This window comes from Cupriavidus sp. FW305-3-2-15-C-LB2 (genome assembly GCF_058787575.1).
In genome coordinates this window covers 1-12,577 of the sequence record NZ_JBYSZW010000098.1, presented here as the reverse complement: position 1 = coordinate 12,577, position 12,577 = coordinate 1, and the positions used below count along the sequence as shown (strand labels likewise).

Annotated in this window: 13 protein-coding genes; 9 read left to right on the top strand and 4 right to left on the bottom strand. The window is 68.3% G+C overall.

What is annotated here, in order from left to right; translation table 11 throughout:
• Positions 1 to 95: 95 nt before the first annotated feature.
• Positions 96 to 1,256 (bottom strand): FAD-dependent monooxygenase, encoded by a 1,161-nt coding sequence (locus AC3WRR_RS35675; RefSeq protein ID WP_010812898.1) that lies wholly within the window; start codon positions 1,254 to 1,256, stop codon positions 96 to 98.
• A gap of 349 nt (positions 1,257 to 1,605) precedes the next feature.
• Between AC3WRR_RS35675 and AC3WRR_RS35670 the strand changes: the two genes are divergently transcribed.
• From AC3WRR_RS35670 to AC3WRR_RS35655, 4 genes are read left to right on the top strand one after another with little or no spacing between them, the layout of a single operon-like run.
• Positions 1,606 to 2,358, top strand: coding sequence for a maleate cis-trans isomerase family protein (locus tag AC3WRR_RS35670; protein ID WP_058696966.1), 753 nt, complete (start codon positions 1,606 to 1,608; stop codon positions 2,356 to 2,358).
• A gap of 11 nt (positions 2,359 to 2,369) precedes the next feature.
• Complete coding sequence (locus AC3WRR_RS35665) at positions 2,370 to 3,200, top strand: alpha/beta fold hydrolase (protein ID WP_492294942.1); 831 nt, start codon at positions 2,370 to 2,372, stop codon at positions 3,198 to 3,200.
• Positions 3,201 to 3,213: 13 nt separating this feature from the next.
• Positions 3,214 to 4,293 carry a 2,5-dihydroxypyridine 5,6-dioxygenase NicX family protein gene (locus AC3WRR_RS35660; protein WP_010812895.1) on the top strand — a complete coding sequence of 360 codons (1,080 nt, stop codon included), beginning with the start codon at positions 3,214 to 3,216 and terminating at the stop codon, positions 4,291 to 4,293.
• A complete protein-coding gene (locus AC3WRR_RS35655; protein WP_010812894.1) occupies positions 4,286 to 4,921 on the top strand; it encodes an N-carbamoylsarcosine amidohydrolase in 636 nt (211 codons plus the stop codon). Before AC3WRR_RS35660 ends, AC3WRR_RS35655 begins: the two co-directional genes overlap by 8 nt.
• A gap of 27 nt (positions 4,922 to 4,948) precedes the next feature.
• Here the strand turns inward: AC3WRR_RS35655 and AC3WRR_RS35650 are convergent, their stop codons facing one another.
• Entirely contained in the window at positions 4,949 to 5,704 is a 756-nt protein-coding gene (locus AC3WRR_RS35650) for a TetR/AcrR family transcriptional regulator (RefSeq protein ID WP_492299537.1), read from the bottom strand.
• Between the two features lie 83 nt (positions 5,705 to 5,787).
• On the opposite strand from AC3WRR_RS35650, the gene AC3WRR_RS35645 reads away from it, so the two are divergent.
• The gene (locus tag AC3WRR_RS35645; protein WP_492299536.1) at positions 5,788 to 8,067 is read left to right on the top strand and encodes a xanthine dehydrogenase family protein molybdopterin-binding subunit; all 2,280 of its coding nucleotides are present in this window, start codon (positions 5,788 to 5,790) and stop codon (positions 8,065 to 8,067) included.
• Between the two features lie 60 nt (positions 8,068 to 8,127).
• On the opposite strand, the gene AC3WRR_RS35640 is transcribed toward AC3WRR_RS35645, so the two are convergent.
• Complete coding sequence (locus AC3WRR_RS35640; RefSeq protein WP_010809248.1) at positions 8,128 to 8,604, bottom strand: MarR family winged helix-turn-helix transcriptional regulator; 477 nt, start codon at positions 8,602 to 8,604, stop codon at positions 8,128 to 8,130.
• 217 nt (positions 8,605 to 8,821) lie between these two features.
• On the opposite strand from AC3WRR_RS35640, the gene AC3WRR_RS35635 reads away from it, so the two are divergent.
• From AC3WRR_RS35635 to AC3WRR_RS35620, 4 genes are read left to right on the top strand one after another with little or no spacing between them, the layout of a single operon-like run.
• On the top strand, positions 8,822 to 9,709 hold the full coding sequence (locus AC3WRR_RS35635) for a DMT family transporter (RefSeq protein ID WP_037024398.1): 888 nt from the start codon (positions 8,822 to 8,824) through the stop codon (positions 9,707 to 9,709).
• A 56-nt stretch (positions 9,710 to 9,765) separates the two neighbouring features.
• Positions 9,766 to 10,554, top strand: a complete 789-nt coding sequence (locus AC3WRR_RS35630; protein ID WP_010809246.1) for an SDR family oxidoreductase — start codon at positions 9,766 to 9,768, stop codon at positions 10,552 to 10,554.
• A gap of 54 nt (positions 10,555 to 10,608) precedes the next feature.
• Positions 10,609 to 11,010 (top strand): methylglyoxal synthase, encoded by a 402-nt coding sequence (locus tag AC3WRR_RS35625; RefSeq protein ID WP_174549480.1) that lies wholly within the window; start codon positions 10,609 to 10,611, stop codon positions 11,008 to 11,010.
• A 41-nt stretch (positions 11,011 to 11,051) separates the two neighbouring features.
• Positions 11,052 to 12,029, top strand: coding sequence for a quinone oxidoreductase family protein (locus AC3WRR_RS35620; protein WP_058696962.1), 978 nt, complete (start codon positions 11,052 to 11,054; stop codon positions 12,027 to 12,029).
• 75 nt (positions 12,030 to 12,104) lie between these two features.
• Here the strand turns inward: AC3WRR_RS35620 and AC3WRR_RS35615 are convergent, their stop codons facing one another.
• On the bottom strand, positions 12,105 to 12,398 hold the full coding sequence (locus AC3WRR_RS35615) for a YkvA family protein (protein ID WP_011614800.1): 294 nt from the start codon (positions 12,396 to 12,398) through the stop codon (positions 12,105 to 12,107).
• Positions 12,399 to 12,577 lie beyond the last annotated feature (179 nt).

Genomic DNA, 12,577 nt, shown 5'->3' with positions numbered 1-12,577 from the left:
GTGTTCATCGGGGGGCTGGGGGCGGTTTGAACATCACGCATCGCTGCGCCGCGCCCCTTCGATGAGGGGCTGTGGCGGACAGGGTTGGTCAGGCGTCAGGCCGCTGCGGACAGCGTCCCGGTCCCGGCCGACACCAGCGGCACGTTGAAGACATCGTAGCCGAAACACCAGTCGGGGTTCTCGTTGCTGCGCAGCCAGGTGTTGTTGTGCGAGACCAGCTGGACCTTGCTCGCGCGCTCGTTGCGGTTCGCTTCATACAGCGCGAATGCCGAGGCGAAGTCGTCCACGCCGGTCTCGGTGAAGCAGCGCGTGAGCATCGCGGCATCCTCGATCGCCATCGCGGCGCCTTGTGCCATGTGCGGTTTCATCGGGTGGCAGGCATCGCCGAGCAGCACCAGGCGGCCCCGGCTCCACAACGGCAGCGGGTCGCGCTCCAGCAGCGGCCACTTGGTCACTTCGACGGTGCCTTCGATCAGCGACTGCACACCCTCGTGCCAGCCGTCGAATGCGGCGCGCATTTCCTCGATGCTGCTCGGGACCCAGCTCTTGCTCATGTCCCAGTCGGGCTCGGGCACGCCGGTGACGTAGTAGATCTCGTCGAGCTTGCTGGTATCGAAGTAGACCATCATGTGGCGGTCGTCGGTCCACCACTTGGTGCAGCGCTCATGCGTGAAGCCCTTGACGCGCGAGATCGGGAACACCGCGCGGTGCGCCACGTAGCCGGTGTACTTGGGCGGCTCGGCGCCCAGCAGCGTCTCGCGGATGCGCGAGTTGACGCCGTCCGCGCCGATCACGATGTCGGCCTCTTCGACCGTGCCGTCGGTGAAGCGCAATTGCACCACGTCGCCCTGGTCGGTGACGCTTTCCAGCTTCTTGTTGAAGAACAGCGTGTCGGGAGCCACGGCGTCGGTCAGCAACTTGTGGAAGTCGCCGCGGTGCACAGTCAGGTAGCTGGCGCCGTAGTGGCGCTCCGCGTAGTCGCCCAGCGGGATCTGCGCGATCACCTCGCCGCTCAGGCCGTCGCGGCTGTACCAGTAGTCGGGGTGGCAGCCCATGTCGTTGAGGGCGTTCTCGATGCCGATGCGCCGCATGATCTTCATCACGTTGGGCCCCACATGGATGCCCGCGCCCAGGCGCGAGAACGCCGGTGCCTGTTCATACAGCCTGACTTGGAAGCCGGCTCGCTGCAGCAGGGCGGCCGCGGCCGTCCCTCCGAGTCCGGCGCCGACAACTGCGATTCGCGGTTTGCCTTGCACGTTCTTTCTCCTGGCAATGACACAAGGTCGATGGGGGCTGGGGCGGCCACTCGGCCGACCGTTGAAAACGAGTGTACACACTCAAAATATCAAAGTAAAAGAAGAAATTGATGAACCTATGGAAAACCCTTACTGAAAACGTGAAGACGCCGCACATCGCGCTATATCGGTGAATTTACGCGCAAAAACAGGGATTGATTAGTTAAGTATGCACTGAACGAGTGAATTCGCGGCGGCGCAGATTCTGTTTGCCTAGATAAAGTGTGTACACTACAATAAATCGCAGCATGCAGGGCCCGCCAGGGCGAAGCAGGCAGGGTAGACAGACAAACAGATGACGGAGTCGACAGTGCAGAAAGTTTTCCGAATCGGCCAGATCGTGCCGAGCTCCAACACCACCATGGAAACCGAGATCCCGGCGATGCTGGCCGCGCGCCAGCTGGTGCGCCCGGAACGCTTCACCTTCCACTCAAGCCGGATGCGGATGAAGAAGGTGGTCAAGGAAGAGCTGGCGGCCATGGACGCCGAATCCGACCGCTGCGCGGTGGAACTGAGCGACGCCCGCGTCGACGTGCTCGGCTACGCCTGCCTGGTGGCCATCATGGCCATGGGCCACGGCTACCACCGCGTGTCCGAGCAGCGCCTGCAGGCGCATACCGCCGAGAACGGCGGCGACGCGCCGGTGATCACCAGCGCCGGCGCGCTGGTGGATGCGCTCAAGGTGATGGGCGCGAAGCGCATCGCCGTGGTGGCACCCTATATGAAGCCGCTGACCGAGCTGGTGGTCGACTACATCCGCAATGAAGGCTATGAGGTGGTCGACTACCGCGCGCTGGAAATCGCCGACAACCTTGAGGTGGGCCGCCATGACCCGGCGCGGCTGCCGGAGATCGTCGCGCAGATGAATACGGCCGACGCCGATGTCATCGTGCTGTCGGCGTGCGTGCAGATGCCGTCGCTGCCGGCCGTGGCCAAGGTCGAGGCAATGACCGGCAAGCCGGTGGTTACCGCCGCCGTCGCCACCACCTATGCGCTGCTGAAGCGGCTCGGACTGGAGCCGGTGGTGCCGGGCGCCGGCGCGCTGCTGTCGGGCGCGTACTGAAGGGGGCGGCCATGGCAGACAGCACCTTTCTCTACGGCGCCAACGTGAACGCCAACGGCATCCGCCAGCACTACCTGCGCTATGGTGGGCAGGGCGGCGCGCGCGCGCAGCGCGATGCCGTCATCATCGTGCCGGGCATCACCAGCCCGGCAGTGACCTGGGGCTTTGTCGGCGAGCAGTTCGGGCGGCAGTTCGATACCTATGTGCTCGACGTGCGCGGCCGCGGCCTGTCGCAGGCCGGCGCTGAGCTGGACTACAGCCTCGATGCGCAGGCTGCCGATGTGATCGCGTTTGCCAAAGCGCTTGGCTTGCAGCGCTACGCCATCGTCGGCCATTCGATGGGCGCGCGCATCGGCATCCGCGCCGCGCGCAGCAAGCCGGCAGGCCTGACGCGCCTGGTGCTGGTCGATCCGCCGGTGTCGGGCCCGGGCCGCCGCCCGTATCCGTCGCAACTGCCGTGGTACATCGATTCGATCCGGCTGGCGCAGCAGGGCATCGACGTGGAAGGCATGCGCCGCTTCTGCCCGACCTGGACCGAGGACCAGCTGCGCCTGCGCGCGCAATGGCTGCATACCTGCGACGAGCGCGCGATCCTGGCCAGCTTCAATGGCTTCCATGAGGACGATATCCACGCCGACCTGCCGCACGTCGCCGTGCCGGCTCTGCTGATGACCGCCGGCCGCGGCGACGTGATCCGCGAGGAAGACGTGCAGGAGATGCGCAAGCTGCTGCCCGCGCTGCTGCTTGCGCATGTCGCCAACGCCGGCCACATGATCCCGTGGGACGACGAGGCCGGCTTCTACCGCGCCTTCGGCGACTTCCTCGGTGCGGCGCTGAACTGATCAAGGAGCGAACATGCCCGTAAGCGATTATGACCTGACCGCGGCGTGGAAGCAGGTGCTGACGCTGTCGAAGCTTGAGCCGGGACAGACCGTCACCGTGCTGACCGGCGCCGCCACGCATCCGCAGACGCTGCGCACCGCGATGGTGGCGGCGGCATCGATGGGCGCCATCGTCAACCGGCTCGACCTGCCGCCTGTCAACGGCGAAAAGGCGCTCAGCCGCGACGCGCTGGCCTACCTCGGTACCACGCCGCTCACCGGCAATCCCGCCGCCATCGCTGCGCTCAAGGCGAGCGACCTGGTGCTGGACCTGATGACGCTGCTGTTCTCGCCCGAGCAGCACGAGATCCTGGCGCAAGGCACCAGGATCCTGCTGGCGGTGGAACCGCCCGAAGTGCTGGCACGGCTGGTGCCGACCGAGGCCGACCGTGCCCGCGTCAAGGCCGCGACCGCGCGGCTGGGCAAGGCGCGCGAGATGCATATCGTGTCCGACGCCGGCATGGACCTGCGCTGCCGCCTGGGCGAATTCCCGGCGATCAGCGAGTACGGCTTTGTCGACGAGCCCGGCCGCTGGGACCACTGGCCGAGCGGCTTCGTGCTGACCTGGCCGGACGAGGGCGGCACCAACGGCACCATCGTGCTGGACCGCGGCGACATCCTGCTGCCGATGAAGTCTTACATCCAGGCGCCGATCCGCATCACGGTCGAAGCCGGCTATGTGCGCCGCATCGAGGGAGGCGTGGACGCCGAACTGCTGGCCGATTACATGGCCTCGTTCAACGACCCCGAGGCCTATGCCATGTCGCATATCGGCTGGGGCCTGCAGCCGCGCGCCAGCTGGTCGGCGCTGGCGATGTACGACCGCGAGGCCACCATCGGCATGGATGCGCGTGCCTACGAGGGCAACTTCCTGTGCTCGTTCGGTCCCAACAACGAAGCCGGCGGCAGCCGCACCACGGCCTGCCATATCGATATCCCGGTGCGCCACTGCACCGTCAGCCTGGACGGCGAGCCCGTGGTGGTGCGCGGCAAGGTGATGGACGGCCACCACGCGCCGGCCGCTTCTCTCTACAAGGACGCGTGCCATGGATGACGCCGTGCAGACTTACCAGCGTCAGGGCTTCGGCGCGTCGATTCCACTGAAGGCCCCATACGGCCTGCTGATCATCGACTTCGTCAACGGCTTCGCCGACCCGGCGGTGTTTGGCGGCGGCAACATCCCCGAGGCGATCCGCAATACCCAGCCGCTGCTGCGCACCGCGCGCGAGCAGGGCTGGCCGGTGGCGCACAGCCGCATCGTGTTCGCCGACGACGACAGCGACCACAACATCTTCACGCTGAAGGTGCCGGGCATGCTGACGCTGAAGGAGGATGGCCACAACAGCAAGATCGTGCCGGAGCTGGCGCCGGCGCCGGGCGAACTGGTGGTGCGCAAGACGGTGCCGTCGGCGTTCTTCGGCACCTCGCTGGCGGCCTGGCTGACGCAGCGTGGCGTGCAGACGCTGCTGGTGGCGGGTTGCGTCACCAGCGGCTGCGTGCGCGCCAGCGTGGTTGACGCGATGTCGCTGGGCTTCCGCCCGCTGGTGGTGTCGGATTGCGTGGGCGACCGCGCGCTGGGTCCGCATGACGCCAACCTGTTCGACATGGCGCAGAAATACGCCACCGTGCTGACGCGCGACGAGGCACTGGCGCAGGTTGCCGGCGTGCGCGCCGCCGCCTGAGGCGTGGCGACGCGGCCGGGCCTGGCGTCAGCCTGCCGCCGCGCGCCGGCCGCGGGCCGGCTTGCGCTGCGCGGCCGGCGGCGCCACATCCGCATCCGGCACCGCGCCGGGCACGGCCACGGCGCGCAGCACCGTCTGCTGGATCACATCGCGCCAGTGCGCCAGCGCGGGCGGGCTCATCATGGGTTCGCCCAGGAAGGCGCTGAGCGTATGATGGTTGGAGTTGTAGAAGTAGCCAAGCGAAGCGATCACCATATAGACATCGCGCGCGCCCGCGTCGGGCCGGAACAGCCCCGCGGCTTTGCCGCGCGCGAGGATGCCGTCGAGCACCGACAGCGCGTAGCTGGAGATCTCGCGCAGCCGCACCGACTTCTTCGCGTGCTTGCCCTGGCTCATGTTCTCGCTGGTCAGGATGGCGACGAACTCCGGATGGTCGAGGTAGTACTGCCAGACGAAGTCGATCAGCTGCGACAGCGCGCGCACGGGGTCGGCGGCGTCGAGCTCATGTTCCAGCTGCTGCTCGGCTTCATTGAGCTGCAGGTAGATGGTCTCCAGTACTTCGACAAACAGCTTTTCCTTGCTGCCGAAGTAGTAATAGATCATCCGGTCGTAGGTCTTGGCCAGCGACGAGATGCGTTCGATGCGGCCCCCGTCGTAGCCGCGCTGGGCGAAGACCTTGATCGCAGCCTTCAGGATGCGGTCGCGGCTGTCCTGCGCTTGTCTGGCCCGCGTGCCGGCTGGCGCCCGCTTTGCGGTTGGCTTGGGCGCGGTCGTGATCGTCATGGTCGATGCTTGGGCTATTCCACTGTTGGCTTGCAGTATAACGGGCGCCCCGGGGCGCAGCCGGTGAAGGAGATGGCAGAACGATGACGGCAACCAACCTGCAACCCTCGGCACAGGCCGACGCCGAAACGCCGCGCACGCTGCGGCTGGCGCTGCTGCAGGCCACCGGCGTGCTGCTGGTGACGCGCGCCCCGCAGGCGGCGCCGCGGCCCGCGCCGGGCCAGCCCGGCGCGGCTTCGGACTACGTGCCGGCGCTGCCGGACATCTTCATTGCCGTGCGCGACAGCGGCGAGGTGCTGGCCTTCAACGGCCACGTCGACCTCGGCACCGGCATCCGCACGGCGCTGGCGCAGATCGTGGCGGAAGAACTCGACGTGCCGCTCGAACGCGTACGCATGGTGCTTGGCCATACCGAAGCCACCCCCAACCAGGGTCCCACTATCGCCAGCGCATCGATCCAGATTTCGGCGCTGCCGTTGCGCCGCGCCGCGGCACAGGCGCGTGCGTGGCTGCGGGCGCGTGCCGCGCAGCGGCTCGGCGTGGAGGCCGGCGGGCTGGAGGCAGAAGACGGCGTGTTCCGCGATCCCGGCACGCAGGCCAGCATCGGCTATGGCGCGCTGCTTGCCGGCGAGCACCTGGAACTGCCGCTGGCCGAAGACATACCGACCAAGCCGGTCGAGTCCTACCGCATCGTCGGCCGCGCCGCGGGCCGCGTCGATATTCCCGGCAAGGTGCGCGGCGCGCTGACCTTTGTCCACGACGTGCGCGTGCCCGGCATGCTGCATGGCCGCGTGGTGCGGCCGCCGTATGCCGGGCGCGACAGCGGCGACTTTGTCGGCAACAGCCTGCTGGAAGTCGACCGCGACTCCGTGCGCGACGTGCCCGGCCTGGTCGATGTGGTGGTGCAGGGCGATTTTGTCGGCGTGGTGGCCGGGCGCGAGGAATACGCGGTCCAGGCCGCGCGCCGGCTGCGCGTGCGCTGGAAGCCGGTGCCGCCGCTGCCCGCGCTGGACGATCCGGAGCCCGCGCTGCGCGCCAATCCGGCCACGCGGCGCGAGTTGCTGTCCGACGGGGAGCCGCCGGCAAGCGGCGCCGGCACGGTCTTGCAGCGGCGCTTTGTCTGGCCGTACCAGATGCATGGCTCGATCGGCCCGTCATGCGCCGTGGCCGACTGGCATGACGATGGCCTGACGGTGTGGTCCGGCACGCAGAACCCGCATGTGCTGCGCATCGACCTGGCGAGGCTGTGCGGGCTCGGCGAAGACCGCATCGAGGTCGTGCGCATGGAGGCCGCCGGCTGCTACGGGCGCAACTGCGCCGACGATGTCTGCGCCGACGCGGCACTGCTGTCGCGCGCGGTCGGGCGGCCCGTGCGCGTGCAGCTATCGCGCGAACAGGAACACCTGTGGGAGCCCAAGGGCGCGGCCCAGCTGATGGACGTCAGCGCCACGCTGGGGCCGGACGGCGCGCTGCTTGGCTATGACTTCACCAGCCGCTATCCGTCCAACGATGCGCCCACGCTGGCGCTGGTGCTGACCGGTGCCGTGCCCAACGCGCCGCGCACGCTGGAGATGGGCGATCGCACCGCCGTGCCGCCATACGCGTATGGCGCGCGCCGCATAGGTTGCGACGACACCCCCGCGATCGTGCGCGCGTCCTGGCTGCGTGGCGTGTCGGCGCTGCCCAATGCGTTTGCGCATGAGTGCGTGATCGATGAGCTGGCGGCAGAGGCGGGTGCCGATCCCGTGGATTTCCGGTTGCGGCACCTGCCGGATGTACGTGCCGCGGCCTTGCTGCGTGCCGTGGCTGAAGCGGCTGGCTGGCAGCGGGGCGTGGCCGGATCGCGGGGCATCGCGGATGCCGAAGGCCGGCTGCGCGGCCGGGGCGTGGCCTATGCCCGCTATATCCACAGCCGTTTCCCGGGCTTCGGCGCAGCCTGGTCGGCCTGGGTGGTGGACCTGGCGGTGGATGCCGGCAGCGGCCGCATCACCATTGAGAAGGTGGTGGTCGGGCAGGATACCGGCATGATGGTCAATCCCGACGGCGTGCGCCACCAGATCCACGGCAACGTGGTGCAGACCCTCAGCCGGGTGCTGAAGGAGCAGGTGCGCTTCGATGCGGATGGGGTCGCCAGCCGCGAATGGGGCAGCTATCCGCTGCTGACCTTCCCGGAAATCCCGCCGATTGAAGTGGTGCTGATGCCGCGCCAGTCGGAGCCGCCGCTGGGCGCGGGCGAATCGGCCTCGCTGCCGGGCGCGCCGGCGCTTGCCAACGCCTTGTTCGATGCGATGGGGGTGCGGCTGCGCCGGCCGCCGTTCGTGCCCGAGACGGTGCTGGCGGCGCTGGCGGCGATGAATAGCTGACAGTTTTCTCCCCTCTCCCGCAAGCGGGAGAGGGGAGAAAACCCTCGGCGTCCGTGGACCCTAGACGCCGTTCCCCTCGTCGATCTCACTCATCTTGCGCAGCAGGTAAGTCACCGCCACACGCTCGGCCGGATTCAGGCTGCCGAAGGTCTGCTCCGAGATTTCCTTCGCAAACGGCACGGTCTCATCGATCAGTGCCAGCCCGTCGGGCGTGACCGTCACCACCACCTTGCGCCGGTCAGTGGGATCGTGCGACACCGCAATCAGCTCACGCGACTTCAGCCGGTCGATGATGCCCCGCACCGTGGCCTGGTCGATGGCGGTGGCGCGCACCACCTCGTTCATCGAACACGGCTGGCGGTCCCTGACCGCGCACAGCACCACGAACTGCGCCGCGGTCAGCTGCGAATCCGGGATGGTCTGCTGGAAGATCGCCACATGGCGCTGGTAGGCGCGCCGCAGCAGGTGGCCCACCTGCTCGGTGAAGTCGTAGTCTGCGGCGGTCTTGCCGGAAGGCGGGTCGGAGGGCTGGGGCACGAACCTGGTGCAGTGGGTAAGGTGACCCAGAGTATACCGAGGAAGGGGGCAGGAAAGGTGGCCGGGAAGGTGGCCGGAGCCGCCGAGGTGATGCCCGATGCCATTGCGTCTTTTCGAATACAATCGTCGGGTCGTTTCGCGGGGCCGACGTGCCCGCCCGCTTTCCCCTGTATTCCCCGTGCCCGCCTCCCAGAAGTCTCTCGCCGCACCTGCCGCGCTGCCGTCGCCGCAGCGCTCGGGCCTTGTCATCGCCGCCGTCGGCGCGGTGCTGTTCTCCGCCAAGGCGATCGTCGCCAAGCTGATGTACCGCTACAACGTCGATGCGGTGATGGTGATCACGCTGCGCATGCTGTTCGCGGTGCCGCTGTTCATGGCGATCGGCTGGTGGCAGTCGCGCCGGCTGGCGCCGCTGTCGTGGGCGGATCGCGGCCGCGTGGTGTTTCTCGGCTTTATCGGCTACTACCTGTCGAGCTTCCTCGATTTCATCGGCCTGCAATACATCACCGCCGGGCTGGAGCGGCTGATCCTGTTCCTGACGCCGTCGTTCGTGCTGCTGGCCACCGCGCTGGTGTTCCGCCGGCCGATCGCCATGCGCCAGTGGCTGTCGCTGCTGCTCGCCTACGCCGGCATCGTGCTGGTATTCGCGCATGACCTGGACGTCAGCGGCAGCCAGGTGTGGCTGGGCGGCGCGCTGGTGCTGGGCAGCGCCATGACCTATGGTATCTACCTGATCCTGAGCGGCGAACTGGTGCGGCGTATCGGCTCGCTGCGGCTGGTGGCGTATGCGATGTGCGTCTCGACCGCCTGCTGCGTGATCCAGTACCTGGTACTGGGCCGGCCGGTGGCGGAACTGGCGCAGCCGGCTCCGGTGATGTGGCTGTCACTCGTCAATGCGGTGTTCTGCACCGTGCTGCCGGTGTCGCTGACCATGGTGGCGGTGTCGCGCATCGGCGCGCCGATGGCGTCGCAGGCGGGCATGATCGGCCCGGTGTCGACGCTGTTCCTGGCCTTCTGGCTGCTGGGCGAGCCCGTCAGCGGCGTGCAGCTGGCCGGCAGCGCGCTGGTGATGGGCGGCATGTATTTGCTGTCGGCAAGAAAGACGTGATTCCGGGCCGGCCCCGGAGCTGGCCCCCCAAAGACAACAGACAAAAGGAGAAAGACATGGATCTGGGACTGCGCGGCAAGCATGCGCTGGTATGCGGCGCCAGCAAGGGCCTGGGCTTTGCCTGCGCCGACGCGCTGGCGGCCGAGGGTGTTGACGTGGTGATCGTGGCGCGCGGCGCCGAGGCGCTGGAGAAGGCCGCGGCCGGCCTGCGCGCGCGCCATGGCCGCCGCGTGATCGCGGTGGCGACCGACATCACCACGCCCGAAGGCCGCAAGGCGGCGCTGGACGCCGTGGCCAAGCTGGGCGACCTCGACATCCTGGTCAACAACGCCGGCGGCCCGCCGCCGGGCAACTTCCGCGACTGGGAGCGCAGTGACTGGCTGGCCGCGCTGGACGCCAACATGCTGACCCCGATCGAGCTGATCAAGGCCACTGTCGACGGCATGATCGCGCGCAAGTGGGGCCGCATCATCAATATCACCAGCGGCGCGGTCAAGGCGCCGATCGATGTGCTGGGCCTGTCCAATGGCGCGCGCTCGGGCCTGACCGGCTTTGTCGCGGGCGTGGCGCGCGAAGTGGCGCAGCACGGCGTGACCATCAACAACCTGCTGCCGGGCCCGTTCAACACCGACCGCCTGCTCAAGACCATGGAAGGCGGCGCCAAGAAGGCTGGCCTGAGCGTCGATGAGGTGGCGCAGCGCCGCGCCGCGGCGAACCCGTCGCGCCGCTTCGGCGAGCCGGCCGAGTTCGGCGCCACCTGCGCCTTCCTGTGCAGCCGCCATGCCGGCTACATCACCGGGCAGAACATCCTGCTTGATGGCGGCGCCTACCCGGGCACCTTCTGATCCCGCTGCTTTCTCCTGTTTCCTGACGTTCACCGACCCCGCAACAAGGAACCCCTGATGACTCGCCCCCGCATCGCGCTGATCGCCCACGACCACAAGAAGGACGACATCGTTGCCTTCGCCACGCGCCACCGCGCCTTCCTTTCGCAGTGCGAGCTGCTGGCCACCGGCACCACCGGCGGGCGCCTGATCGACGAGGTCGGGCTGGAGGTGACGCGCATGCTGTCGGGGCCGTGGGGCGGCGACCTGCAGATCGGCGCGCAACTGGCCGTAGGCCTGGTGCGCGCCGTGGTGTTCCTGCGCGACCCGATGACGCCGCAGCCGCATGAACCCGATATCAACGCGCTGGTGCGCGCCTGCGACGTGCACAACGTGCCCTGCGCCACCAACGTGGCCACTGCCGAGCTGTTGATCGCCGGGCTTGCCCGCGAGGTCGACGAAGCGGCGGCCAGCTGAATTCCCGATCGATGCAACACCATAGCGAAGGAGCGACACAGATGAGCAAAGCCATCCGGATCGAGCAGACCGGCGGTCCCGAAGTCATGCAGTGGGTCGATGTCGAGGTGGGCGAGCCCGGCCCCGGCCAGCTGCGCGTGCGCCATGAGGCGGTGGGCCTGAACTACATCGATGTCTATTTCCGCACCGGGCTGTACAAGCAGCCGCTGCCGGGCGGGCTGGGCATGGAAGGCGCCGGCGTGGTCGAAGCGGTGGGCGAGGGCGTGCGCCACGTCGCCGTGGGCGACCGCGTGGCCTACGCTGGCCGACCCACCGGCGCCTACGCGCAGGTGCGGGTGATGCCGGCCGATATCGTGGTGCGGCTGCCCGATGCGATCCCGTTCGACACCGCCGCGGCGATGATGCTGCAGGGCCTGACGGCGCAGTACCTGATCCGCGACAGCTACAAGGTGCAGCCGGGCGACACGGTGCTGCTGCATGCCGCCGCCGGCGGCGTCGGCCTGATTGCGAGTCAGTGGCTCAAGGCGCTCGGCGTGACCGTGATCGGCACCGTCGGCAGCGACGCGAAGGCCGAACTGGCGCGCGCCAACGGCTGCGCCCACACCATCGTCTACACGCGTGAGTCGTTCGTGGAGCGGGTCAGGGAGATCACCAACGGCAAGGGGGTGCCGGCGGTCTATGACTCGATCGGCAAGGACACCTTCCAGGGCTCGCTCGACTGCCTGGCGCCGCGCGGCACCATGGTCAGCTTCGGCAACGCCTCGGGACCGGTGCCGCCGTTCGACCTGTCGGTGCTGGGCAACAAGGGCTCGCTGCGGCTGACGCGGCCGACGCTGATGACCTACGTGGTGCACCGCGAACTGCTGGAGCCGATGGTGGCCGACCTGTTCGACGCCGTGGCCACCGGCAAGGTGAAGATCGACGTCCGCCAGCGCTACGCGCTGTCTGAGGTGGCGCAAGCGCATCGCGACCTGGAAGCGCGCAAGACCACGGGCTCGACCATCCTGCTGCCGAACTGAGCAACAGCCAGGCAGGCAAGCAAAAGCCCCGGGGCGGCAGGCGCTGCCCCGGGGCTTTGGCTTTGAGCGATGCCGTCAGTGCGGCCGGACCGTGGTGGCGGTGGCGCGCGTCTGCGCCTGGCGCAGGATATGCGGCGGCAGGCGCTTCAGGATCAGGTGCACCGCCAGCGGAATCAGCACCACGTCATCGACAATGCCCAGGCCCGCGACCACGTCGGGGATCAGGTCGATCGGCGAGATTGCGTAGAGCAGCAGCCCGATGGCGGCGGGCTTGAGCCAGGGCGGCGCGTCCGGATGGCGCAGCGCGTACCAGAACAGGCGGCCGTCGCGGCGAACCAGCGTCCACAGGGCCGAAAATCGCTTCCACATGAGAGGCCTCCTTCACATTGCGGGCGCCGGTTACTGGCGCATGCACAGATAGCTTGGGCCGTTATCGGCGGCTTCAAGTTCCGCAAGGTATGGGCGGTGCGGGGAGGGTGCCCGGAACGGGCGGCAGGGCGGGGAATTGTGGCGATTCCGCCCCCGCGCGGCGGAGGCGGGCGCGGGCG